The organism is Oceanobacillus sp. FSL W7-1309 (genome assembly GCF_038002145.1).
Taxonomy (GTDB): Bacteria; Bacillota; Bacilli; order Bacillales; family Amphibacillaceae; genus Oceanobacillus; species Oceanobacillus profundus.
Genome location: NZ_JBBOBX010000001.1, coordinates 504,327 through 530,380, shown reverse-complemented (window position 1 = coordinate 530,380; position 26,054 = coordinate 504,327). Strand labels below are relative to the sequence as shown.

Here is a 26,054-nt window from a genome sequence, read left to right as displayed (position 1 = left end):
CTTTCTTACCTTTTATTCGCTTCATAAACTTTCAACAATTTCCCTTTTATTTTCGTATGCTTCATCGATTTCAACACAAGTGGCCCTTTTCCATTTAATATTTCCACGAAAGATGCCGTATCTTGGATTGTAATGATACCAATATCCTCTACAGCTACACCATCTATTTTTGCAATTGTGCCAACGAAATCAACTGCTCGAAGCTTCTTTTTCTTTCCGCCATTAAAATATAACCTCATGATTTCTTTATTTAGTTGCTCACTTTTAGACTTTTTCAAGGTTGGTCGCTTGTTCATTTTTTCCTTGAAAGCAGACTTGTTATTTGCAACGTCTTCCACTGTCGGTGCATGCTTCACTGGAATGTTAAAACCAACATATCCCTCTATTTCATTCAAAAAGCGATCTTCAAATGGTGTTACCAAGGTAATCGCTTTTCCGCTGGAGCCTGCTCGTGCCGTTCTGCCTGTACGATGGACATAGCTTTCTTTTTCTAATGGAATATCATAATTAATGACATGGGTAATATTCTCAATATCAATTCCTCTTGCAGCTACATCTGTCGCAATTAAATAACGGAATTCTCCTTTTTTAAAATCATTCATGACTGCTAAACGATCGTCTTGTTCCATACCGCCATGGATTTTATCGGCGCTATAGCCTGAATCGGTTAATGCCTCACACAACGTATCGACTCTATCTTTTGTTCGGCAAAAAATGATGCAGCTGTCTGGATTTTCAGCAATCGTTATGTCTTTGAGCAAGGAGAGTTTATTTTGTTCGTGAACATTATAAAGAAAATGTTCGATTTTATCCGTCGTCATTCCAGAAGCTTTTATTTCAATATCAATCGGGTCTTTCATATAATTCTGTGCTAAGCTTTTTACTGCTTCTGGTAGGGTAGCCGAGAATAACAGAGTTACTCTTTTTTTAGGTAACTTATTAATAATCGCTTTTACTTGTTCAATAAATCCCATATTCAACATTTCGTCTGCTTCATCAATAACAAGATAGTGAATCTTCTCGAGGGCAAGTGTACCTCTTTCAATATGATCAAATACACGTCCGGGGGTGCCAACTACTACATGGTTTTTTTGTTTCAATTCGGTCTTTTGAATGGCAATTGGCTGTTCCCATAGATGGCTGTGGCCTTAATTCGTTTCAATCTTCCTATATTGGTCAAGTCGTCCTTCACTTGGACAGCGAGTTCTCTTGTTGGAGTTAAGACAAGAGCCTGTGGCTTATTTTCGAGCCAGTCGACTAGCTCACAGATTGGAATCCCGTAAGAAGCAGTTTTCCCACTACCAGTTTGTGATTTCGCAACGAGATCTTTCTTCTCTAACACAAGTGGAATAACCTTGCTTTGCACCTCTGTTGGCTTTTCGTAACCTAAGCTCTTTAGAGCAGTCATGATGTCTTCGCTTAGTTTATAATCGGTAAAACGTATCTCTGTCATTTGTTAACCTCTTTTATGTTATTTTTTCTTATATTTGTTTTCTTAGTATTGCTTAAAGCCCAGTATATCATGAAATAGGTGGAGGGTTCTCTCGTTTCATATGTGCTTGACACGGGGCCCGTCACTTTCCGTTTCAGGTTGCGTATGAAGTTATTGATTGACAGCATCAAAAGCTTTGGAAAATATAGATAGCTAAATGTAACAAAAATAGATTATAATAAGAGTAAATGAACGGAGGAGACAATACATGTCCAACGAAAAAAAACTTAGTACCAGAGAGATTGTACAACAGCAGCTGGAACGAAAGAAACAAGCGCAAGCAAACAATACAAACACCAAAAACGGCAAAGGCGGAGCAAAGCATATGCAAAGCCAACTCGCGAAGAAACCGAGTATGACTCGCCGTAAAATGGGAAGTTAATAACTGATTTAGAGTACCGTTGAGATAGAAACGGTACTTTTTGCTTTTTTACAGATTCTGGGGTCAGACCGCTATTGCTTTTAGGAATCACTTCGATTTTTATGATTTTTACACAAAAAAAAGACCTACCTATTGGGCAAGTCAAGTTCTCGGTATGCATCCTGATATTTCTCGCCTGAAGCAACCCAATAGATTCGATAGATATTGTTTAAGAATATTGCTATAAATAGAGTTGTAGCAACCACATAAAGCGGATGGACGGTTGACCATCTTCCATGAGGGGAGGTGGTATAAAATGACGGCATATGAAGCAATCATCATTGCACTGACATCGAGTATAGTTCTAGTAAATGTGCTAGCACTAGTTGTGCAGATCGTCAAAGAAACAAGAAAAAAGTAACCGTCCTTCGCCCGATCAAAGTTTAGGATAGGTTACTTTTTAAAACTTAACCAACTATTCTGGTCAGCCGCTCTTCATGCGGCATGTAGTTGCTTTGGCTGAGCGTTAGTAGCACTCAGTCTATTTTATTCTATATTGCTTCTTAACTTATTATACATGAATACATTACCCATATGCAATAATTCTATAATCGATTTGTGAAGGTCAATATTATTGTTGAATTTAAGGAAAACATTTAGATTGTTGATTTGATACTCTGTTACTGCGATAACTGTTCTTAGTAAAGCTCAAGATGTATTCATGATGAATGACTGAATCCATTAACGCAACTGTAACATAATTAGTTACCTGTCACTCCACCATGCAACGATTTTTATCTTAAAATAATAGCCCTATTGTCCAATCTCCTTTAAAAATTTGTATCCTGTAATAAAACCGCCAATAAAATGTTTTTCAGATTCAAGTACGGTTATTCGGTTGAGCGCTGATTCAAGATTAAAAAATGCATCTTCTTGTTCTTTGGTACTGCATTGCTCTAGGGCATTGTTTAATGAATCGTCCAATTCTGTATATGCATTGTCACTATAGTTTAGATTATCAGTTCTATTTTCATACTTTAAGAGTTCAGTGTAAGCAATCTCTTTTAAAACTTCTATCATACCTTTCTCAAAAGCAATTTCAAGGTGTTTCATTGCTTCCATATCATTCTTATGAGGAGTTTCACTGTATATCCTCACTAAATTATCGAAGGGCACCATGGAAATTCGGGGCATATTAATTCCACCTTTCTTTTGTTCTTTGAAACTAGTATTTACAAATTGGTTTTATTCTAAACATCGAGATTGGTGAACTGTCTGTTTTAAATTTAGCATATATGAAGTTCCAAGCTTAAAAAGGTCAGAATTATTTTGAGAATAGCCTTTTTTATTTTTTAATCCAGTGACCTTGCTTCTAGGTATTCTTGTGTTGTACTACAACAAAGGTTTTTCATCAACAGATTCCAAGAAGGAGTGAAATAGATGTCTAATACCAAAGCCATGCCATTGAAAAAGGAACGGATATATTAGAAAATAATATCAACCACTTTAGTACCGATAATACAACGATACATGAGTCCAGTCAGCATATTCTTGATGCTGTACAGCAAATGTCGGCTGGAATACAAGAAGAATCATCTAGCTTAACGCTTGTAAATGAATCCATGAGTGAATCTTTGGAGGAGGCGAATGAAACGATAACGATCATCCAACAAATTGTTGAGGAACCAGATGAAATGGATGGAAGGGTTCAAGATGGTTCAACTGGCTTACATCACTTTATGTGGCAACCATTTGTATATGTTCCTGCTGCAGTTAATGAGGGACTTCTCACAAACTGGTTTACCAACTTAGGGAACATTGCTGCTTCCTCTGAGTCTATGACGACTCTATTTCCAAGAGCTGGATTTATGATGTATGGGAATACAAAAGTGTTTGGATCACTAGGTATTGCAATTGCTATTATTCTAGCAAGTAAACCAGAAAAACGTAAAAAGACAATTGGGGACTAATTGTACCTGTTGCATTAACAGCGGTTTTAACTGGTATTACAGAACCACTTGAATTTACTTTCTTATTTATTGCACTATTCCTATTCAGTTCATGCGGTACTTGGCGGGCTTATGGCAGTTATTCATTTTATGAGATTGGTAATAAGGTGGATAGCTTTTCTTTGGGTTACTTAAAAGTCTATTGAATATTTATTAGTTGAGAGGATCTTAAAAACACTTTTTTATTTGATTCTATGCATAGTTTAAATTCTAGAATAAACTAATTAAAAGCCCTACAGTTTAACGAAATGTTGACTGTAAGGCTTTTTTAATTTATTGGTAAATTAAATCTAAATAAAGTATTGCAACAATTCATGAAATATGATAGTCTCTAAAACATAAAAGTTTATTATAAAGAATGTGGTTTATTATAATAAACCAAAACTTAAATTACTTAATTAAGCCTTTTGATTCTAAGTAAGAATCTAGGAACAATTCTAAAAGGAGGAAGTAAAATGGAAACGGTTACTACCGAAAGGACATTTAAAAATTTAATCAATAACAAATGGGAAGAATCTTCTTCAAATGAAACATTAAAGAGTATGAATCCATCAAATAAACATGAGGTTGTTGGATATGTTCAAAAATCAGATAAGCAGGATTTAGATATGGCTGTAGAAGCAGCTGTCCAAGCTAGGAAATCTTGGCGAAAGATTGGAAAAGTGGAACGTTCTCAATATTTATATAAAGCTGCAAATATCCTAGAAGGTAGATTAGATGAAATAGCTGAGACGATGGCAAGAGAGATGGGGAAAACTCTTCCTGAGTCGAAAGGAGAAACGGCTCGTGGTGTAGCAATTCTTCGCTATTATGCTAGTGAAGGAATGAGAAAAGATGGAGACATGATTCCTTCGACAGATAAAGATGCGCTATTATATACGAAGCGTGTACCAGTGGGAGTTGTTGGGATTATCACTCCGTGGAATTTTCCGGTTGCAATTCCAATTTGGAAAATTGCACCTGCACTAATATATGGAAACACAGTCGTATTTAAACCTGCTACAGAAGCGGCAGTAACTGCAGCTAAAGTTGTAGAATGCTTGGCGGAAGCTGGTTTACCAGCAGGTGTACTTAACTTTGTGACTGGATCTGGATCAGTTGTTGGACAAAACCTTATTGATCATTCAAAAATTCAAGCAATTACCTTCACTGGTTCGGATACCATTGGAAAAGTAGTTGCGAGATCTGCTTCAGAACGTGGTATTAAGTTCCAACTAGAGATGGGTGGGAAAAACCCAGTTATCGTTACAAAGGATGCTGATCTTAACGTTGCGGTCGAGGCAGTAATAAGTGGGGCATTCCGTTCTACTGGACAAAAGTGTACCGCAACTAGTCGAGTCATTGTAGAAGAAGGCATCTATAATCAATTCGTAGAGAAACTTATTCAAGAAACGGAAGAAATCAAAGTTGGTAACGCACTAGGGGAAGACGTTTGGATGGGACCATGTGCGCATGAACAACAATTTAACACTGTTAAAGAATATCTAGAAATTGGAAGGGAAGAAGGAGCAACTCTACTTGCTGGTGGGGAAGTTCTGACAGATGGAGAATATAGTAATGGATTCTTCGTTACACCAACTATTTTTGGAGATGTTGATGCCGATATGAGAATTGCAAAAGAAGAAATATTTGGACCAGTTATCGCATTATTTAAGGCAACAGATCTAGAAGATGCGATTACTCAAGCAAATGATACTGAATGCGGATTAAGTGCTTCTATTTTTACAACAAATATCGGATCTTTCCTGGAATTTGTAGATGAAATTGAAGCTGGACTTGTTCGAATCAACGCGGAAAGTGCTGGTGTAGAGTTGCAGGCTCCATTTGGTGGAATGAAGGCAACAAGTACTGGTTCTAGAGAACAAGGCGAAGCGGCAAAAGAGTTCTACACAGAAATCAAGACTGTATTTGTTAAAGGTTAAATTTGAGCTTAGTTCTCCGGGGACAGGGGATATTGGTGTCTTCTTTTATCCCCTTATCTCTGGGAAAGACACGTAACCGAATGGAGGAGTGTGATTATGAAACAATCTCAAGAATTACTGGAAAAACTCGGTTACCCTTCTAGTGATTTAAGGAAATTACCGACATCACCGAAACGTTTTCCAGATGGTGCACAATATAGAATCGAATTACCTAGCACGGAAGGTCCGGTAGCGCTGAGAGAAACCTTAAAAGAGATTGATCGATACGGACTAGAAATTCACCGCATTTCCCAAGGTAGCGGTATTATGTTGTTAACGGATGATGAAATTAAAGAAATGTGTGAGTTAACGGCAGAAAGAGGAATGGAATTAAGTTTATTCGTAGGTCCACGTGGTACTTGGGATATTAGTGCACAACCTTTTACTTCTAGTGGGAAGGCGATGGGGTTACGTCACGAAGGTGTTGACCAACTAATATATGCTATGGAAGATTTAAAAAGAGGAGCTAGCTTAGGGCTCCGCGGAGCATTAGTAGCAGACGAAGGATTATTGCTATTAACGAAGGAAATGAAAAAAGAAGGTCAATTACCGAATAACTTTATCATAAAAGCGTCGGTACAAATTGGTGCAGGTAATCCTGTATCGGTAAAACTCATGCAAGATCTTGGTGCGGATACTTATAATGTTCCAACAGCGCTAACTTTACCTAAACTTGCTGCTATTCGACAATCAATTGATATTCCAATTGATTTATATGTTGAAGTCCCAGATAACTTTGGTGGTTTTCTAAGGTATTATGAAATTCCTGAAATTATTCGTGTGTTGTCCCCATTATATATTAAGTTCGGATTAAGAAACCACCCTGATGTTTACCCATCTGGAAAACAATGGGAAAGTACAAATGTATCTTTAGTAAAAGAAAGAGTGCACCGTGCTGCATTAGGTCTACAAATGATTGAACGCTATTATCCTGAAGCAAAAACATCCAAATTAGGAGCTGAAGGATTAGGAGTAGCGAAGGTTATTCAAACTAAAAGTTAAACTAAGAACCGATTCTCTATTATTCTATAAATAGATAATGGGTCGGTGGAACAAATGAAAGTGCTTACAATTTATTGTGATTGCCTCAAAATGGAGCTTGAGGCATTTTAGAAGATCGTAATCGAGGAGGAATAAAGTTTGTATAATTATACTTATTATATGCCTACAAAGGTTATCTTTGAATTAAATAGTGCAAGTAGAATAGGAGAAATATTAAAGTATGAAAATAAATATTCCGTACTGATTGTTACGGATAAAGGGATTACTACTGCAGGATTATTAAGTTCTTCTCTACAGTCTTTAGAAGAGAATAATATTCATTATGAAATATTTGATGAAGTAGAGCCGAATCCAAAAACATCAACAGTAAGAAAAGGTGCAGAAGTTTTGTCCAATCATTCCTTTGATGCGGTGATTGGGTTCGGTGGAGGAAGTTCCATTGATACGGCGAAGGCACTTGGTGTAATGGCTACGAATAAAGGAGATATCCTTGATTACGAAGGGGTAGAGAAACTTGTAAATGAGCCAATTTACACCGTTGCTATCCCTACCACGTCAGGAACTGGTAGTGAAGTAACAGCTTCTACAGTGATTACGGATGAAAATACATTATTTAAAGCTGCTATCATTAGCGAAAAAATTTTCCCTGATTTAGCAATCTTGGATGCTTCACTTACAATGAAATGTCCTCCATCCATTACAGCTGCGACAGGTATGGATGCTTTAACACATGCCATTGAATCTTATATTTCAAAGGAAAATAATCCAATTAGTGGTTCTGTTGCTCTTCATGCTATTTCTTTAATATCTGTAAATCTATCCAAAGCTTATTTCTACGGTACAGATAGAGAAAGTAGAGAAAATATGTTAGAGGCATCAATGTTGGCAGGCTTAGCATTCTCGCAAACTAGATTGGGGAATGTACATGCTATCTCTCAATCTTTTGGAGGGCTATTCGATATACCGCATGGTATCGCCAATGCAACACTATTGCCTTTTATTCTCAAATTTAATGCACCAGCATGTTTGGATCAAATGGTAGATATTGCTATAGCGATGGGGATTGATACTGCTAATGACTCTAAAGAAATTATTGCGGATAAAGTAATTGATACTATTGCGGAATGGAATCACTCATACGATATCCCTAATAATACAAAGGAATTAGGTGTAGATATTTCGCAATTAGATAAACTTGTCAAAGACTCCATGAGAAGTGGAAATGTGTTGGTTAATCCTAGATTAACTACTGCAAAAGATGTGGAAAAAATTATTAAGAATTCTTATGACGGAATCTTAAATGAAAGGGATGTTAAACATGAAAGCTTTGTGTAAGTTATGCGGAATCATCGTATTAGTATTATTGTTAGCTGCTTGTGGAAATGCTTCTAGCGGTGCCTCTGGAGGGGATAATAATAGTGCAGACGGAAATGGTGAAACATTCACCATTCGTGTTGCTCACTCATCTGCTGCAACAGATGACAGGTTAGAAAACTCTTTACAAGAATTTAAAAAAGCAGTTGAAGATCGAAGCGAAGGCAAAATTATTATTGAAACATATCCTAATAGCCAGTTAGGTGGTGAACGAGAGCAACTTGAAGGTGTACAAATGGGATCGATTGAAATGGCAGTTTTGTCTACTGCACCATTCTCTGGATTCTTTGAAAAAATGATGATTCTTGACTTGCCTTATATTTTAGATAGTCAAGAGGTTGCAGATGCTGTTCTAGATGGTCCATTTGGGGATAGTTTGTTTGATTCAATGTTAGAAGAAACAGGGATTAGAGGTCTAGCTTGGGGAGAAAACGGAATTCGCCATATGGCAAACAACTCTCATCCAATCGAAACTCCAGATGATGTTAAAGGTTTAAAAATTAGAACACAAGAAAACCCAGCACATATGGATATGATTGAAGCATTTGGTGGTAGCCCGACTCCAATTGCGTTTCCAGAATTATATAGCTCTTTACAACAAGATGTTATTGATGGATATGAAAACCCTTTCTCCCTAATCGAGGGAATGCGTTTCTATGAAGTAACAAAATATATCTCTCTAACTTCTCACGTAAATGGAGTGTATGCATTTATTGTAAATGACGCTTATTTCAGCAGTCTGCCAGAAGATGTACAAACTATTCTAGTAGAGGAAACGAAGAACTGGAGTGATATTCAACGGCAAATGAACAGAGATCAAGAAGCAGCGGGTATTGACTACATTAAAGAGCAAGGTGTAGAAGTGCTAGAATTAACGGATGAGCAGGTAGAAGAATTCAAGAGATTAGCGGAACCAGTTGTAGATTCTTATATCCCTAAAATTGGGGAAGACATATATCAAGAATTACAAGATGCTATTGCTGAAGTAGAGTCAAATTAACATAAAAATAGAACAATAAAGAAGTTATCCTTTTTTATTGTTCTTACTTTTCCTAAAGGGGTGAATCATGTGAAGAAAATATTAAACCAGACAGATAAAATTTTAACTAAGGTTGAGGAGAATTTGATATTTATTCTATTATTCTCGATGTTAATGGCTGTTTTTGCTAGTTTTATTAGTCGTTACTTTTTTGATGCCCAATTAAGATGGTCTGAAGAATTGTCTCGATATTTAATGATCTGGGCAACGTTTATCGCAGTGAGTTATGGGGTGAAAAAGGGAGCTCATATTACGTTGGACGTTTTAGTAGTTTATTTCAATGAAAAAGCTAACAAAGTGTTACGGACAATAAGTTATATTGTTTCTTCGATCTATTGTCTTGTAGTCATTTTAGCAGGTATTCCTTTCGTTAATAATCTAATGCAAACGGGGCAAACCTCTCCTGCAATGCAAATTCCAATGTATATTGTTTATTTCTCCATTGTTGTAGGGTCTATTTTAATGTTAATACGATATATTATTTTGTTTGTTAATGATATTTTCTATGGAAAAACTATTGAAAATACAAATAATTTAGATCAGAAGGTTTCTTAATAATCGAAGGGGGGGAGAGAGATGGCAGCATTGCTATTCTCATCATTAATAGGTCTTTTATTATTAAACGTACCTCTTGCTATCGCTGTGGGGTTAGCGTCCATTTTAGTACTGTACTTGGGGGATTTAGATCTTTTTGTAGCGGTACAAAGAATGATTACAGGATTAGACGTCTTTTCTTTAATGGCTATTCCTTTATTTATGATTGCAGGGAAAATTATGGAGATTGGTGGTATATCAAAACGCTTGGTTGATTTAGCTGCAAGTATTGTCGGGTCCATTACCGGCGGGTTTGCGATTATTGCAGTTATTTCTAGTATGTTCTTTGCAGCCATATCTGGTTCTGCTCCAGCAACAGTAGTTGCGATTGGAAGTATCTTAGTACCTGCTATGATTAAAGAAGGGTATGATAAGAAGTTCTCAATCGCACTAATTGCAGCTAGTGGAACAATTGGTATTATTATACCACCTAGTATCCCTTTTATTACATTTGGAATCTCTGCAAATGCAAGTGTGGGAGACTTATTTATTGCAGGAGTATTACCTGGACTTCTAATGGGATTAACTTTAATTATCTATTGTTTTATCATTTCTAAGAGAAAAGGATATAAGGGTTCAGAAAAAACAAGTATTAAAAAATTCTTTCAGAGTCTTAAAAGTTCTATCCTTGGTTTATTAATGCCACTTATCATACTTGGTGGAATCTATTTAGGTTGGTTCACTCCTACGGAATCAGGTGCTGTTGCATGTATTTATGGTTTAATCGTTTCTTTATTTATCTATCGTACGATGAAAATATCTGAGTTAAAAAGTGTTTTTGTTGAAGCGGGAACATTGTCAGCAATGGTATTATTCATTGTAGCAACAGCAAACCTAATGAGTTGGTTAATTACTGTTGAACAAATTCCATCGAAAATTGCAGGTGCATTGTCATCTGTTACGGAAAGTCCTTTAGTATTCTTATTTATTATAACTCTAGTATTACTAGTTGTCGGGACATTTATGGAAACAAATGCAGCAATCATTTTAATCGTTCCGATTTTACTACCGTTACTAAATACTTATGATATTAATCTTATTCACTTTGGTGTATTAATGATTTTTAACTTGGCTATCGGATTGCTTACCCCACCTTTAGGTGTGAACTTGTTTGTCGCGAAATCATTAGCTAATATCCAGTTTAATCAGCTGATAAAAAGTATTATTCCATTTATTTTACTGATGCTATTAAATTTGGTTATACTTATAATAATACCAGAGATAAGTTTATTACTTCTTTCTGAATAATAGTAAGGTAAGTTAGAGGAGATAAAAAATGAAAGAAAAGTATTGGAGCCCAGCTATAGAGAGAACAGATAAAATTCTAAAATTACTTGCTTTGAATCCAAATAAATACCGGATGATAGATCTATCAAAGAAACTTGATATTAATAAAAGTAGTATGTTTACATTGTTAAATACGCTTGAGAAATTAGGATGGATTCGAAAAAATAATGGTGGTGTATATTCTTTAGGTACTACGATTGCAAATATTGGTGCTTCCTATTTAAGTCAGTTTAATATTTTACAAGCTTATTACGAGGAGGGTGCAATAACACAAAAAGTCATTAATGAGAACTTACAAATGGGTATATTCGATAATGGGTATGTCGTCTACACAGGTAAAATGAGAGGAGATTCCATGCTCCAATTAGTCACGGAGCCAGGTATGAGATTTCCTGCCTATGCATCATCGATTGGAAAAATATTACTTTCCCAATTTAGTTATAAAGAATTAAAAGCGATTTATCCAGATGAACCTTTACCAGCAAAGACTGAAAAAACTATTGAGTCAGTAGATGAGTTATATCAACAACTAACATTGGCTAGAGAGCGTGGATTTGCCGAAGAACATGAGGAATCTGCCGAAGAAATTCATTGTGTCGCTGCTCCAGTGTTTAACCATAAAAACGAAATCATTGCAGGAGTAAGTATTGTCATGACAACAAATCATTGGCAGAAAAAGAAAGACGTGGCGAGAGAAGAAGTTGTTAAGTTAGCAAGAAGACTTTCAGAACGATCTGGACAATCTAATAACTCATTAATGGAGAGATAAACGATCGACGAAAGAGCAAAGCCGGGTCTGTCAAATAAAGTGTGTAAGTCCCAGTTTACTCAAGCTACTTTAACACTCTATCTTTTAGCTCGTTTTGGAGAAGTAGTTGGTTCATAACCATTGCCCAGTTTTGGATATGGCCACCTTCCCATTTGGTTTCAAGTTCTTTTACCCGTGAAAATAATACTTTTAATAGGCGTTCTCGTTGGGGAATGCTCCTTTTTTGGTTGCTTTTCTAAAGCTGGAATGGATACTTTCTACCGCATTGGTTGTGTACATAACTTTACGAATGGAACTTCCATAATCATAAAGTTGCTAGACATGGTGGAAGTTTCTTGTCCATAAATCAATAGCTCCTGGATATGCAGCCCCTTGTTGTTGAAAATATTCAAAAACACTTAGGCAAGCCTTAAGGCATGGTGCACCATAGACTTTCTTTAACGCTTTGGGGATAATCCTTACTAGGAACATATTTGACGGAGTTACGAATCAAATGAACCATGCATCATTGAACGATTACGTCAGGGAAAATTGCTCGTACTCCTTCTTTCAAACCACTCACTACTTGGGACATAATGTGTGATTTACGTAATACATGACTGACCCAACCTCCTATATAATAAAGGAGCACATACGTGCAAATTTATTATATAGGAGTTATTTTGTGTTTCAGTATCCAGAAATTCTAAGGCTTTATTGCAGGGAGTCACACAGAGTGAGGTGGCTTCGAACTGTGGTCATTCAAGGAATACGATTAGAGAAGTTATTCGGTTAGCGAAAGAGAAAAATAGATTAGTGTAACGGTTAAATATCAATTTCTAAAAGGACCGGTCGGGGTTTGCCTGGTTTTTCTTTTTTCTTATTAATGTAATCGGAACTTATATCCTGTTTAAGTTTCCTCACTTGTTAAATCTATAATAGATTTGCTTAACTACTCATTACCGGATTTATTTTCTTTGTATTCATAATTTCAAGTCCAAGATAACAGGTTGTTTAATTTTGACTGTGCTGCTCTATTTCAATGGCAAAATAATAGTGCAGCACTTTCATTATTTGTTTAACCCTAAATGTTCACGGAAGGTATGACTTTCATAATTCTTTCTGAAAATCCCTCTTCTTTGCATTTCAGGAACAATCAGTTCCACAAAGTCTTCTAAACTGCCGGGTAATGTAGGAGGCATTAGATTAAATCCGTCAGCAACACCAGCTTCAAACCAGACCTCCATTTGATCCACAATTTCTTCGGGTGTACCTATTAGTGTGTGATGTCCACCGCCTGCACTGAGATAACCTAATAATTCTTTTACTGTAGGCTGGGTATCATTGATAATTTCCAGTATTGTTTCGTAACGTCCAACTGGACCAGTAAATTCTTCTACTGGAGGTAATGGAGGGACTGCTTTATCAATTTCCCAATTCGAACAGTCCTGCTGAATAAAGAAACTCAACTGTTTTAAAGCTGTTTCAATAGGTAATTGCTCATCTAAAGCTGCTTTTTTGGCTAAAGCTTCTTCACGTGTATGCCCTACATAAGTTACTAGGCCTGGGAATACTTTAATATGTCTATTGCTGTCTTCGCTTTGTTTAACTTGTTCATCTAATTTTTTATGAAAACTTTTTGCTTGCTTTAAGTTCCACGACACGGAATAGACTGCATCGGCATATTTTGCGGCTAATGCAATGCCTTGTTTAGATGCCCCCGCTTGCATGGATACTGGCTTGCCTTGCGGACTTTTTGGCGTGGTGGATGGGCCATGCACTTTAAAATACGTACCATCGTGATGAAAAGGCTGAATGTTTGATGGGTTTATCAATTTTCTTTCTTCCCGCTGATGCAGAAACGCATTATCATCCCATGAAATAAATAACTTATTCATTAAAGCAGCGAATTCATCTGCCTTTTCATAACGTTTGTCACGAGGAGGCAGCTCTTCCATACTATGATTCAACGCCTCTAAATCAGTCATGGAGGTAACGAGATTCCAGCCAACACGCCCTTTTGTAATATGGTCTAAGCTTAAGAGCTGCCGGGAAGCTGTGAAAGGATTAGAAAAAGTGCTTGAAATTGTTGCAACTAATCCAACATGATTTGTCACTTGGGAAATAGCTGTTAAATTGACTACTGGATCAAACCAAAATGCTGGCATATCACTGGCATGTTTAGCCGGAAATGATTGATTATCAGCAAAAAATACTGCATCAAAATAACCTTTTTCCGCAACCTGTGCTAAAGATTGATAATAAGAAATCTCCCCAATATGTTCAATGCTTGAGTCAGGCATTAACCAAGCAGCTTGATGGTGTCCGCAACCATACAGCAAAACACCTAAATGCAGTTGTCTTTCTTTCGTTTTTGTCATTTATTTACACCTCAACATACATCATTATTAACTGTCTTGTACATTCCGTTTTTGAAGGATCAGCTATCGTATTTTAAGCTATTAGTTCATTGTTAAACCGCCGTCTATTGTGAAATTTTGCCCTGTAATACCGTCAGCATTTTCTGAAGATAAATAAGCGACCATATTGGCTACATCTTGAGGTGTGGTCACTTTCTTCAATGGCGTTGATTGAGCAATTAAATCGAATACTTCTGGTGTTGTAACGGCACTCGCGTTAGTTGTTTTTAATAATCCACCTGAAACTACATTCGCTTTTATGCCATATACACCTAATTCGGCAGCGATATTACGTGTAAAACCGATTAATCCAGCTTTTGCTGTTGTATATTCATGGTAGGGTACAACAGGATTTTGATATAAATTTGTACCAATGCTTATAATACTTCCATTTTGTCGTTCAATAAATTGGGGGATGACGCTTTGAACGACATTAAATGCTGCTTTTAACGTACCATCCAGTTGTTTTTGATAATCTTCCCATGTAAGTTCTGTGAAGGATTTTTGTTTGGTTGGATCAAACTTGAAATCTATTAATGCATTATTGACGACAACATCTATTTGGCCAAAATATTCCGTTGCTTTTTTTATCAATTCATCTACTTCTTTACGATTTGTTACATCAGCCCGAATGGCAATAGCATTCTCTTCACCAATCTCAGAAACGAGCTTCTCAGCAGCTTCTTTGCTTTGATAGTAGTTGATAACCACTTGAAATCCTTGCTGTGCCAATGTCTTTGCAATAGTTGCCCCTAACCCTCTGCTGCTGCCTGTTACTAATACTGTTCTAATCATCCTAACCACTCCTATACTATTAATTTAGCGTGAAACTTACATCATAAAAATGATAGATAAAATAAAAAATACGCAACCTTCCCATAGGAAAGCTGCGTAAAAACAAATAACTACATATTAAGAATAAGGCATAAATGTTCTTTAAGTATGTATTTAGAGTTTACACTTTCCTACGCTAGTTTCAACTAGTTCAGGTTCAAAGGGTTTGAGTAATACTCATCTCAGTTAAATAACACCCCTAGTGCATATAATTAAGTTATATCCATATGTTATAATCTTTAGAAATTTATGTCAAGGGAATAGGGATGGTTAACGTAATTTTATGATTTTTTGCTATAAAAACGTGATTGTTTTTTTATTCAATTTATACTCTTGATCATAATGGATTCATATTTATAATCGATCATTAATTAACAGAGTTTAGGTTCCTTAAAAGGTTTGTTCAAATAAATGTTTTCTCAACAACAAAAAATCATTAGGGTCGCAGCAGACACACATACAAACATTAAAAACCTGCATATTTAGCAAACTGTTCAAATGTATTTTCATTCTCTATCAAACCACATATCCCACATTGAATACGGTATTTTGGCCCCTTATACATCTGATGGAACATTTCCGTACTCTCATCTGTATAACTTTCCAGTAATTCTCCAGTTTTTGCGTCTAGTTTAACAGGTATTGCGATTTGCTCAATGAGATTAAAGCGGGATTTATTTGTTTTGCAATTTGGACAACGGTATGGCTTGATCCGTATTGCACCTCCATATGTCTTTTAGTGATGACAGTCATTTTCTGATTTTCATGTTTATTGTGGCCTATTTGCTTTTTATTATTCGGGAAACTGTTTGTTTGGGAGTTTTGTTTTGGTTAATGAGCTTCTAAGACAACGTGTGGTGGATATTTATATACAACTTGTTAGTATCTTTCACTATAGCCGATAAGGATGAATGAAACGTTAAAGTCACTTTTCGATAACATTTTTTCAATGGTTCCCTCTTTCAGTTCATTGGCCAAGTCTAAAATATCGGTAACGGCCTGTTTCAATTCACTCACCTGATTTTGAAGCCGTTGCAGTTCCTACAGTTGCGCCGACGATAAATCCGTTTCCTGTTGCCACTTGACGAGTTGCCTTTCGTAGATCGGCGCAAATTCAAGCTGTTCCGTGTAGGATCGGATGACACGGTTGACTGTGGCATCGTCTAATATATGCGGTTTAGAACGGGCTGCCAATTTGGTTCTGGTTTCATTGATTCTCACCTTTCCTTCGAATGGATATGAATTATTCATTCGGAATAACCTCCAATTGAGCCAACTCTTGGATAATGGCATCCATGTTAACTGATTCCGGATATTTGTTAAATTCGTAATGCCCGTAAAAATTAATATGCTGCCATGCAACGGGGGAAATGCGTTTCAATACATCTGAATTGAGGGCTTCCCTGTCTCTGTATTCTAGCATATTGGATAATAGACTGGCATTGTAAAAAATGATGCAATTGGCGATGAGACGACTGCATTCGTCCCAAATTTGTTGGTCTTATTCTGTTTTGAAACGGAGTTTACCAAAGTTCGCATAGGATACGGCTCGCTTTAATTTATGATAACTTTCACCCCGATTCAGGGTACGTTGCACATTTTGACGTAGGGGTGGGGAGTCTATATAATTCAGAAGGTACAAACTCTTGATGATGTTATCGTACTCCCACAAGGCCCGCATGGTTTTGTTTTTGCGGGCGTAAGCACTTAGTTTCCCAATGATAATACTCTGTGTTGTAGATTTCAATGCAAGTGACAATAGAATACGCTGGATATTGTCCCATTCCTCAATAATCAGCTTCGTATTGATTTTTCGAACAGGTTTGATGAGGACATCCCCGTATTGGCTCGGGTGTTTGAATCCGGATAACGACTTGCTCACGGTACGATAGATATCCTTGTAGCGGAGTGCAAAATCATAATCAAAAGAGTGAAGAATGGCGAAATTCACTTCATTGGTTCCATGGGTGTCGGTGGAATGCACATCCGGTCGGATATCGGTTGTATTGTTGTATAAAATATCGAACACGTAATGACTTTTATGCTCATTTGCGCCAATGACTCGGGCATTGATGGGAATATGATTGGCCACCGCTGTATAGGAAACGATCCCCTTATTTAAGCCGAAATATTTGGGGGAATGACGGGAGCGCATCGTATGGATCCTCGTCTCAAATTTCTGCCCGTCACTGCTCGAATGAATGACCTCATTAATGTCAAAGTGGTGAAAGATCGGCAGCCTTCGAACAGCATTACTGATGCGATCATTGGCTTCTTTTAAGGTTTCCAATCGTATAAAGTTCTCAGATGTAGCCGCAAGCAGGGGATAACCGATGTCGGAGATTTCACCCATTCTCCCCAACCCCATATTGGTGCCCCAAGCAATCAGACAAGCAATTAAAACCCGATCATCCCTGGCTCGTTTCGCTTAACGCCCCAAGATAAATTTGGCATACATGTCACTCCCCCTCCTATTTTACCCAATAGTATACTTTTTAGCACTATATGTGGTAAAAGTGCGTACTTTTAATTTCGCAACATAATGAGTATACTAAACAACGTGCTAGTGAGTAAATAGATTTTCAAAAGGAAACATTTGCCCATGTCTATTGACAGCCACTTAGTACAACAAATTAAAATATTCTATAAGGAGTGAGTATAAATGAAATTACAATTAGCATTAGATCTTGTCGATATTCCCGGAGCAATTGAATTAGTGAAAGAGGTAGAAGAGCATATTGATGTTGTAGAAATTGGTACACCTGTGGTGATCAATGAAGGTCTTAAAGCAGTGAAAGAAGTAAAAGCTGCATTTCCTAACTTAACCGTATTAGCTGATTTAAAAATTATGGATGCAGCTGGATATGAAGTAAGCCAAGCATCTGCTGCAGGCGCTGACATCATTACGATTCTTGGAACGGCAGAAGATGAGTCAATCAAAGGCGCAGTAGAAGAAGCGAAAAAACAAGGTAAACAAATCCTTGCTGATATGATCGCTGTGAAGGATATTGCAGCCCGTGCAAAAGAATTAGATGAACTTGGTGTTGATTATATCTGCGTTCACACAGGTTATGATCTTCAAGCTGTTGGAAAGAATTCTTTCGAAGACCTTGCGACCATCAAGAGCGTTGTTAAAAATGCGAAAACGGCCATTGCAGGTGGAATCAAATTAGAAACACTTCCTGAAGTAATTAAACAAAACCCAGATTTAGTTATCGTAGGTGGCGGAATCACGAGTAAAGAAAATAAAAAAGATACAGCTCGCGAAATGCAAGAATTAATTACACAAGGTTAATTCAACTATGAAGACTACTCAATATTTAGCCGAAGTCGTTCAAGAATTAAGTCAAACGGTCCACTTAATTTCTGATTCAGAAGCAGAGAAATTAGTAAACCAGATTTTAGAATCCAAGAAAATCTTTGTGGCTGGTGCGGGCAGATCTGGATTAATGGGTAAATCTTTTGTAATGCGAATGATGCACATGGGGATTGATGCCTATGTAGTTGGTGAAACAGTAACAGCTAATTTAGAAAAGGACGATCTATTAATCATTGGTTCAGGTTCAGGAGAAACCAAAACCTTAGTTGCCATTGCCGAAAAAGCTAAAAGCTTAGGTGGTAAAGTCGCAGCTGTAACCATTTCTCCTGAATCAACCATTGGAGAATTAGCTGATATTATTGTTAAATTACCGGGGGTAACGAAAGACCAGTCTAAAGGTGATTACAAGACCATTCAACCAATGGGATCTCTATTTGAGCAAACGATGTTGTTATTTTATGATGCCATAATCTTGCGTTTTATGGAGAAAAAAGGGTTAGATTCTAATAAAATGTATGGTAAACATGCAAATCTCGAATAGAGAAAAATAAATTATTTTCTCCTACTTTAAATAATTAAATTAACGGGTAAATACCTATCTAAAATAGAGCATAGCTAAAATATACAGAAAAGGCCACATTCTTTGTAAGTTTGTGGTCTTTTCCGTATATTACCATTTATTCTATAATGTAAAGTCAAAAACAGATTTGAAGACAAAAAATAAACAAATCCATCATTTCGCAAAAGTGATTGTGGAATAGCATCGACTAAGAAACTCAGCTAATCTTCTCATGTGAAGGTAGTTGGGTTTTAAAGTTGGATGTGCAAAATAACACTTAAAATAAGCGCAAAATATCTCCTGAAATGATAAGCTAATGATCCCAAGGAGCCAACTATTATCAATAGGGTGTACCCTATTGATAATAAAATAGACTATCGGTTTTACCAATCAGTCTATAAATAATTGTGCAACTTCTTTAACTTACATAAAACAATTACGCTAAGAGTGTATATTATTTACTTTCTTTGTTAACCATAGTTAGGACTGTTAACAGTATTAGAAATAGGAGGGCCCTGCTTTTATGAAGGCTGTAACTTATCAAGGACCAAATCATGTACAGGTTAATCAAGTAGAGGATGCAAAATTAGAAAAAAAAGACGATATTATTGTTAAGATTACTTCTACCGCTATTTGCGGATCTGATTTGCATTTATATCAAGGTAACATGCCATTACCCCCAGGATATATTATTGGCCACGAACCAATGGGTATTGTGGAAGAAGTTGGACCTGAAGTCACAAAAGTAAAAAAGGGAGACCGTGTTGTCGTTCCCTTTAATGTTTCATGTGGACATTGCTTTTATTGCCAACATGAAATGGAAAGCCAATGTGATAACTCAAACCCTCATTATGATTCTGGCGGATACTTTGGTTATACTGAGAAGTTCGGTAACCATCCGGGTGGTCAGGCTGAATATTTAAAAGTCCCTTTTGGAAACTTCACTCCCTTTGTTATCCCGGAGTCATGCGAATTGGAGGATGAGTCACTGCTCTTTTTATCGGATGTTCTGCCAACAGCTTATTGGAGTGTAAAAAATGCAGGTGTAAAATCAGGCGATACAGTTATTGTTCTTGGATGCGGACCTGTTGGGTTGATGGTACAAAAATTTGCCTGGATGGAAGGTGCAAAGCGTGTAATAGCAGTTGATTACTTGGATTACCGAATCAATCATGCGAAAAAGATGAACAATGTTGAGGTATTTGAGTTCACAAAATACCCTGATATGGGGGAACATTTAAAAGAAATCACACATGGTGGGGCAGATGTCGTCATCGATTGTGTAGGTATGGATGGAAAGAAATCCCCCCTAGAGTTTCTGGAACAAAAATTCAAACTGCAGGGCGGAACCCTTGGACCTATTCAAATTTCTACTAAAGCTGTCCGAAAGTATGGGACAGTGCAAATGACTGGTGTTTATGGAGGTAACTATAATCTATTTCCATTAGGTGCATTTTGGATTAGAAATATTAATCTTAGAATGGGACAGGCTCCAGTCATTCATTTTATGCCAGAATTGTTTAAAAAAATAACAAATAACGAATTTGACCCAAGAGATATTATCACACACAAAATGTCCCTTGAAGAAGCAAGTCATGGTTATCGAATTTTTAATAATCGTGAGGATGAATGTATAAAAGTCGTTTTAAAACCGTAATACTCTTCTCTTTCCAAAAAGAGGCTGGGACAAAACCCCAGTAATTAAAAAGGACACCTTTTGATAAAATTAAAGTTACCAGACAATAATTTTCGGAGGTGTCCCTATGTTTAAACATTATACCATGAATCAAGTTGTATTGCCGTTAGATTTAGAAATAAAACTTCAAGAAAATGATATTGCCTACGCTGTGAACGATGTGGTGGAAAGTATTCCAGATGAGGCATTCATTAAGTTTTTGCGTACTACCGGTTGTCCTGCCTATCATCCGCGAATGATGATGAAGGTTATTCTGTGTGCCTACACGCAATCTGTTTTTTCTGGCAGAAAGATAGAAGGGTTATTAAAAGACAGTGTACGCATGATGTGGTTAGCACAAGGATATGAACCAAGTTATCGTACCATCAATCGTTTTCGTGTGCATCCAGAAGTGAAGGAGTTACTACGTCAATGCTTCGTTCAATTTCGCTGCCAACTTGTCCAAGAAAAACTAATTGATGAGGAAGCAATTTTTATTGATGGAACGAAGATTGAAGCCAATGCCAATAAGTTTACGTTTGTTTGGCGTAAATCGATTGAAAAATATAGTACTAATTTGGTGGAGAAGTCTAACCAAGTGTACGATGAATTATTGGAAAAGGAAGTTATTCCAGAAATAGAACGAGAAAGTCTGGATAAATATCAACCGAAGAACTCGAAAAAATAGTGGAAAAGCTAGACGACAAGGTAGAAAAATATGACAAAAAAATAGAAGAGAGTGAAGGTGTAAGCGAGCGTAAAAAACTCCGTTCAGAGCGTAAAGCACCAAAACAATATCGAAAACAATTTAAGGATTATTTGGCACGCAAACAAAAATATCAAAACGACATGGAGATCTTCGGAGAACGTAACAGTTATTCGAAGACGGATCACGATGCCACTTTTATGCGAATGAAAGATGATTATATGAAGAATGGCCAACTAAAAGCAGGTTATAATGTGCAGGCTGCGACAGAAGGACAATATGTGCTCGCTTATGATGTATTCCCAAATCCAACTGATACACGTACTTTCATCCCCTTTCTGGATAAAATAGAGGAAGGCTTCTTTGAGCTACCTCCATATATCGTGGCTGATGCAGGTTATGGAAGTGAACAAAATTATGAAGATACCATAGAGAATCGAAAACGCACACCTCTCATTACATATAATCAATATCGAAAAGAGAAGAAAAAGAAATATAAAAATGACGCTTTTAACTTAGCTAATTGGGAATATAATGAAGAGGAAGATTCGTTTACTTGCCCAAATAATAAAACATTGTCATTCCGCTACCTATCTAATCGAACAGACAAATACGGATTTACACGAACATTTAAAGTCTATGAATGTGAAGACTGTTCAGATTGTCCGTTACGTTCCTTATGCACAAAAGCAAAAGAAGGAAATAACCGAAAAGTTTATTATAACGAAAAATGGGAACAACAAAAAGAATATATAAGAGAACAGCTTTCGAATAAAGAAACTGGAGAAATTTACGGCAAACATAAAATAGATGTGGAACCAGTCTTCGGATTTCTGAAGGCTAATTTGTGCTTCACTCGCTTTTCTGTGAGGGGAAAAGGAAAAGTGGAAAATGAATTAGGTTTTGCGTTCATGGCGGTAAACTTGAGGAAGTACACCCCCATGAACAGAAATCAAACAGTAGATAATAAAAATAATCCAAAGCAAAATGGTTCGGATCATCAAAAACCGATGATCGGAACCATTTTTCAGTAATTTAGGCTAGTTATGTCTCAGCCTCTTTTGCTGTTTACACAGACTCTAGGATCAGAAGAACGCTTCTGTTTTTAGAACTTCGATTTTCAAAAAAAAGACCTACCTATTGGGTAAGTCAAGTTCCCGATATGCATCCTGATATTTCCCGCCTGAAGCGCCTGCAGCAACCTCGGCATGGTACAAAGCCTTAAGCGCAAAGCTTTTTTCAAGATCATGTTCTTTCATTATTCTTTTTAACTCTTTTTGTAATTCTTCATTTTGCATAACCAGTTTTTTCATGTGAGATGTATAATATTTCATCTGCTACTTTAACCCCTTTTGTATCCAATAATTCAGTAAGTATAGCATTCCTACTGTGTAATTACATTATTGCCTTATAATTGCTTACACAATCTTTAATTTAAGGTGTCTGTCACTACCTATTACACAGTCAGATTTCCAAGTGATTAGCATTATCAAACGATGAGCGGAGATTTGTTGGTAGGCAGGGTGGAAAGAAGTGAAAACACTTGGGATATTCCGTTTTTGGTTCATTGATGGAAAACCGTATTCCAGGGAGTTACTTATCTGTGTGCTGTACGGATAATATGATACTATATTTAATTGTTCAATTAATGTAAGCCTTTACAATAATTGAACAATTGTGTATTCTTAATATGAGGATAAGACGTTATAATGTCTTATTGGGATAGCAATTATGTTTCTAGGTCTAAAAGAAAGGAGAAGTTTTTATGAAAAAAACAGAGTCTTTATCTTTAGCAAACCAGTTGTTATCGTTGATGGGAGGTGCGAATAATATTGTGTCGATAACCCATTGTGCGACGCGGCTACGCCCTACATTAAAAAATCGTGGGATAGTTGAAAAGGAGAAAATCGAAATATTAGATGGTGTAGCAGGGGTTGTTGATAGGGACCTAGGATTTCAAATAATAATTGGTACCAATGTCGATGAAGTTTATAACGCATTTATAAAGGTATGGAAATCAACTGAATTAAATGATACGGATAAGGAAATGACAGATATTCAACAGACAGATAATAAGAAGCATAGTTGGTTCAATAAGTTTATTGCTCTAGTTGTCAGTATTTTTTCACCATTATTGCCATTGTTAGCTGGTGCAGGTTTGCTCCGAGGGTTTACGATCTTAGCTAATGAGTTGGGCTGGTTATCAACTGAAAGCACAACAAATCTGATTTTAACTCTTACAGCGACTTCAGTGTTTTATTTCTTACCATTATTAGTCGCTATTACATCAGCAAAACGATTTGATACAAGTCCGTATATCGCGATTGCTGTGATGGGTGCACTAATTATGCCTGAATTTATCAACCTGGTGCAGGGTGATGGCGGAAATATGATTACATTTCTAGGTCTTTCAATTCCTGTATTCAATTATACTAGCCAAATCATTCCTGCGATTTTAACTACTTGGGTACAATCAAAAATGGAACACTTTATGAAAGGTAAACTACCAAATAGTTTGCATATGATTGTAATCCCTACAGTATTATTAGTGATACTAGTTCCTATAGTCGCTGGAATATTTGGACCAATTGGAAATTACTTAAGTATTGGTATTGCTAGCTTTGTAGATTGGTTAGCAAATATAAATCAAATTGTTACGGGAGCTGTTATTGGTGGAATTTGGAATATTTTGATTATGTTTGGTGTACATTGGGCACCGAATACAATGGTGATTATTCCGGAAATTGCTTCAACAGGTAGCTCTGCTTTTATTGCGTATGGTGCGAATGCGAACTTTGGTATGGCGGGTGCAGCATTAGCAATTTTCCTACGTAGCAGAAGCCAGGAATTGAAGAATTTTTCATTAACTGCAATAACATCTGTCTTTTTATCGGGAATTGTTGAACCAGCAATTTACGGTTTGGGTGTAAGATTTAAGAGTCCTTTAGTAGCGGGATGTATAGGTGCAGCTTTAGGTGGTGCCTTTATGGGTGCATTTAATGTAGTAGGAAATGCATTTGTATTTGGCGGATTGACAACAATCCCTGCATTTGCGGGACCAACGTTATGGGCATATGTCGTTGGTTTAACAATTTCGTTTTTGGGTGGTCTGTTATTAACACTTCTTTTTGGTATTAAGGATCCAAAAGCAGAAATGTCTGCTTCAAAATAAATATAAGATTATTTATAGAAAGACTATTTTTTCGTTTACTGACGAATTTCGTAAGGGGCGTTTTTAGTTAAAATCGCATGAATGATGTAACAGAGCTTTCTTGAAGCTGCACCAATTGCTGTTAAATGATGCTTCCCCTCAGAACGTTTTTTTTCATAAAATGCTTTCAAAACAGGGTCACTGCGTGAAGCAACTAAGGCTGCTTGAAACAGAGCTTTTCGCAAATAAGGGGAGCCACGTTTGCTCATGACGTTATGTGTTGCGTCAAATTGTCCAGACTGTGATACAGAAGCATCAATGCCAGCGTAAGCAACTAATTTTTTAGGGTTGGAAAACTTATGAATATCACCAATTTCGCCTAATATCGTTGCGCCGGTAATGGGTCCAATACCTGGAATTGTTTCAATTACGGAATTAATCGAAGTCATCAATCGGCTTATTTCTTCTTCGGTTTGTTTGATTTGTTTCTCTAAGAAGTTAAGTTGTTCAATCATTGAACGTAGTTGGAAAGTGAATGCATCTTGTGCAAATCGAACACCAAAAGAGTTTGAAGCTACTTTTTTTAATGCTTCTGCTTTAATTAATCCTACGCGATTACGACTCGCTAAACGAAGCGTTTCGGCTAGAGTATCGGCAGTGATTTCATTAAACGCATCAGGTGAGGAATATTCTAAAAGCGCAGCTTTGGAAGCTTTTCCAAACACGCCAACTTTTGAAAAGATAGTATCGTACTCAGGAAAAACTTGGTCTAAAACAGCTATGATTTTACGTTTGAAATCACCAGCTGTTCCAACTAAGTACGATCGATATCGGGTTAATTGACGTAAAGAGAACATCTCTTCATGCGCTAAAGTGGTGTCCTCAAATGAACCATAACGAATAAGGTCGGCTATTAATACGGAATCAATGATGTCTGTCTTTCGTTTTCGAATTTCGGTACCTTTTCTCCAACCATCTGTTTGAATAGGGTTAATGACATGGACAAAATAATCGGCTTTATCCAGAAAAGAAAATAGAGTGAGCCAATAATGCCCTGTCGCCTCCATTCCCGTAAGGAAATGAGATGGATCATCAGAAATGGTACGTAAACGATTGAGTAGTGAGTGACCGCCTTCAAGAGTACTGGGAAAAGAAAAACCTTTTAATAAAATTTTTCCTGTATCATCCATAACAGAAGCAACATGCGTACGCTTGCCAATATCAATACCGAGATAAAGCATGGATTCACCTTCTTTACTTATTTGGATTGAATGCCACTCATCTGAAAAGTGTCACGACCTTGTGCTAAATACGGAGTAAGGCAAAATGCCTTCAACATCTAACTCATTCGTAATCAGCTTAACAGAGAGAGGGATCAGTCTTTCAGTTACGAGTTTTATAACCCAAGGATGAGACGATCTACCTCTCAATCCATTATCTATATTTTCTCAAATAATTGAGGAAATACCAACTAGGAATAGCAAAGGTTCATAAGGTTTTCCTTTCACAGTCGGGAGACTAAA

Annotated in this window: 22 protein-coding genes, 4 pseudogenes and 1 riboswitch; of the genes and pseudogenes, 15 read left to right on the top strand and 11 right to left on the bottom strand. The window is 36.8% G+C overall.

From position 1 onward, the window contains the following. Positions 1–5 precede the first annotated feature (5 nt). A pseudogene (locus NST46_RS02455) lies at positions 6–1,453 on the bottom strand (DEAD/DEAH box helicase). A gap of 247 nt (positions 1,454–1,700) precedes the next feature. Here NST46_RS02455 and NST46_RS02450 point away from each other — a divergent pair. Together NST46_RS02450 and NST46_RS02445 are read left to right on the top strand one after the other, a co-directional pair. Continuing rightward, the gene (locus NST46_RS02450; RefSeq protein ID WP_168927303.1) at positions 1,701–1,874 is read left to right on the top strand and encodes a hypothetical protein; all 174 of its coding nucleotides are present in this window, start codon (positions 1,701–1,703) and stop codon (positions 1,872–1,874) included. 295 nt (positions 1,875–2,169) lie between these two features. Then, complete coding sequence (locus tag NST46_RS02445) at positions 2,170–2,274, top strand: putative holin-like toxin (RefSeq protein WP_222863058.1); 105 nt, start codon at positions 2,170–2,172, stop codon at positions 2,272–2,274. Between the two features lie 392 nt (positions 2,275–2,666). Here the strand turns inward: NST46_RS02445 and NST46_RS02440 are convergent, their stop codons facing one another. Next, positions 2,667–2,975 (bottom strand): hypothetical protein, encoded by a 309-nt coding sequence (locus NST46_RS02440; protein WP_144029179.1) that lies wholly within the window; start codon positions 2,973–2,975, stop codon positions 2,667–2,669. A 446-nt stretch (positions 2,976–3,421) separates the two neighbouring features. On the opposite strand from NST46_RS02440, the gene NST46_RS02435 reads away from it, so the two are divergent. The 8 genes from NST46_RS02435 (at position 3,422) to NST46_RS02400 (ending at position 11,888) form a co-directional block, all read left to right on the top strand. Further along, positions 3,422–3,823 carry a hypothetical protein gene (locus tag NST46_RS02435; RefSeq protein ID WP_095308348.1) on the top strand — a complete coding sequence of 134 codons (402 nt, stop codon included), beginning with the start codon at positions 3,422–3,424 and terminating at the stop codon, positions 3,821–3,823. A 494-nt stretch (positions 3,824–4,317) separates the two neighbouring features. Then, positions 4,318–5,784: an alpha-ketoglutaric semialdehyde dehydrogenase GucD gene (gucD, locus tag NST46_RS02430; protein ID WP_095308349.1), complete on the top strand. Its 1,467-nt coding sequence runs from the start codon at positions 4,318–4,320 to the stop codon at positions 5,782–5,784. 96 nt (positions 5,785–5,880) lie between these two features. Continuing rightward, positions 5,881–6,825: a U32 family peptidase gene (locus tag NST46_RS02425; protein ID WP_187393191.1), complete on the top strand. Its 945-nt coding sequence runs from the start codon at positions 5,881–5,883 to the stop codon at positions 6,823–6,825. A 138-nt stretch (positions 6,826–6,963) separates the two neighbouring features. After that, on the top strand, positions 6,964–8,160 hold the full coding sequence (locus tag NST46_RS02420) for an iron-containing alcohol dehydrogenase (protein ID WP_341136700.1): 1,197 nt from the start codon (positions 6,964–6,966) through the stop codon (positions 8,158–8,160). After that, on the top strand, positions 8,144–9,199 hold the full coding sequence (locus tag NST46_RS02415) for a DctP family TRAP transporter solute-binding subunit (protein WP_158586318.1): 1,056 nt from the start codon (positions 8,144–8,146) through the stop codon (positions 9,197–9,199). Before NST46_RS02420 ends, NST46_RS02415 begins: the two co-directional genes overlap by 17 nt. A gap of 69 nt (positions 9,200–9,268) precedes the next feature. Continuing rightward, positions 9,269–9,793, top strand: a complete 525-nt coding sequence (locus NST46_RS02410; RefSeq protein WP_341136699.1) for a TRAP transporter small permease — start codon at positions 9,269–9,271, stop codon at positions 9,791–9,793. Positions 9,794–9,814: 21 nt separating this feature from the next. Then, on the top strand, positions 9,815–11,080 hold the full coding sequence (locus NST46_RS02405) for a TRAP transporter large permease (protein ID WP_251660676.1): 1,266 nt from the start codon (positions 9,815–9,817) through the stop codon (positions 11,078–11,080). A gap of 28 nt (positions 11,081–11,108) precedes the next feature. Beyond that, the gene (locus tag NST46_RS02400) at positions 11,109–11,888 is read left to right on the top strand and encodes an IclR family transcriptional regulator (RefSeq protein ID WP_095308354.1); all 780 of its coding nucleotides are present in this window, start codon (positions 11,109–11,111) and stop codon (positions 11,886–11,888) included. Positions 11,889–11,952: 64 nt separating this feature from the next. Here the strand turns inward: NST46_RS02400 and NST46_RS02395 are convergent. The 7 genes and pseudogenes from NST46_RS02395 to NST46_RS02365 all read right to left on the bottom strand — a co-directional run. Further along, positions 11,953–12,450, bottom strand: a pseudogene (locus tag NST46_RS02395) (transposase); the annotation flags it as partial. 487 nt (positions 12,451–12,937) lie between these two features. Beyond that, positions 12,938–14,248, bottom strand: coding sequence for an LLM class flavin-dependent oxidoreductase (locus NST46_RS02390; protein WP_303448833.1), 1,311 nt, complete (start codon positions 14,246–14,248; stop codon positions 12,938–12,940). Between the two features lie 81 nt (positions 14,249–14,329). Then, on the bottom strand, positions 14,330–15,082 hold the full coding sequence (locus NST46_RS02385; RefSeq protein ID WP_095308357.1) for a 3-oxoacyl-ACP reductase: 753 nt from the start codon (positions 15,080–15,082) through the stop codon (positions 14,330–14,332). A 150-nt stretch (positions 15,083–15,232) separates the two neighbouring features. After that, positions 15,233–15,332: riboswitch (TPP riboswitch) on the bottom strand. 255 nt (positions 15,333–15,587) lie between these two features. Continuing rightward, the gene (locus NST46_RS02380; RefSeq protein ID WP_095308358.1) at positions 15,588–15,833 is read right to left on the bottom strand and encodes a DNA alkylation repair protein; all 246 of its coding nucleotides are present in this window, start codon (positions 15,831–15,833) and stop codon (positions 15,588–15,590) included. Between the two features lie 167 nt (positions 15,834–16,000). After that, positions 16,001–16,138 (bottom strand): hypothetical protein, encoded by a 138-nt coding sequence (locus NST46_RS02375; RefSeq protein ID WP_251660673.1) that lies wholly within the window; start codon positions 16,136–16,138, stop codon positions 16,001–16,003. 24 nt (positions 16,139–16,162) lie between these two features. After that, positions 16,163–16,372 (bottom strand): hypothetical protein, encoded by a 210-nt coding sequence (locus NST46_RS02370; protein ID WP_095308359.1) that lies wholly within the window; start codon positions 16,370–16,372, stop codon positions 16,163–16,165. Further along, positions 16,365–17,534 (bottom strand): annotated as a pseudogene (locus tag NST46_RS02365) (transposase); the annotation flags it as partial. The pseudogene NST46_RS02365 and the gene NST46_RS02370, both read right to left, overlap by 8 nt. A 249-nt stretch (positions 17,535–17,783) precedes the next feature. Between NST46_RS02365 and hxlA the strand changes: the two are divergent. The 4 genes and pseudogenes from hxlA (at position 17,784) to NST46_RS02345 (ending at position 22,414) form a co-directional block, all read left to right on the top strand. Then, positions 17,784–18,416, top strand: a complete 633-nt coding sequence (hxlA, locus tag NST46_RS02360; RefSeq protein ID WP_118890493.1) for a 3-hexulose-6-phosphate synthase — start codon at positions 17,784–17,786, stop codon at positions 18,414–18,416. 7 nt (positions 18,417–18,423) lie between these two features. Further along, positions 18,424–18,981: a 6-phospho-3-hexuloisomerase gene (gene hxlB / locus NST46_RS02355; RefSeq protein ID WP_118890492.1), complete on the top strand. Its 558-nt coding sequence runs from the start codon at positions 18,424–18,426 to the stop codon at positions 18,979–18,981. Between the two features lie 541 nt (positions 18,982–19,522). Beyond that, the gene (locus tag NST46_RS02350) at positions 19,523–20,656 is read left to right on the top strand and encodes a zinc-dependent alcohol dehydrogenase (RefSeq protein WP_065180902.1); all 1,134 of its coding nucleotides are present in this window, start codon (positions 19,523–19,525) and stop codon (positions 20,654–20,656) included. Between the two features lie 106 nt (positions 20,657–20,762). Next, positions 20,763–22,414: pseudogene (locus NST46_RS02345) on the top strand (IS1182 family transposase). Positions 22,415–22,513: 99 nt separating this feature from the next. Here NST46_RS02345 and NST46_RS02340 read toward each other — a convergent pair. Beyond that, positions 22,514–22,714: a hypothetical protein gene (locus NST46_RS02340; RefSeq protein ID WP_118890260.1), complete on the bottom strand. Its 201-nt coding sequence runs from the start codon at positions 22,712–22,714 to the stop codon at positions 22,514–22,516. Positions 22,715–23,145: 431 nt separating this feature from the next. Between NST46_RS02340 and NST46_RS02335 the strand changes: the two genes are divergently transcribed. After that, positions 23,146–24,552, top strand: coding sequence for a PTS transporter subunit EIIC (locus NST46_RS02335; RefSeq protein ID WP_341136698.1), 1,407 nt, complete (start codon positions 23,146–23,148; stop codon positions 24,550–24,552). 35 nt (positions 24,553–24,587) lie between these two features. On the opposite strand, the gene NST46_RS02330 is transcribed toward NST46_RS02335, so the two are convergent. Beyond that, positions 24,588–25,772, bottom strand: a complete 1,185-nt coding sequence (locus NST46_RS02330; protein WP_341136697.1) for an IS110 family transposase — start codon at positions 25,770–25,772, stop codon at positions 24,588–24,590. Positions 25,773–26,054 lie beyond the last annotated feature (282 nt).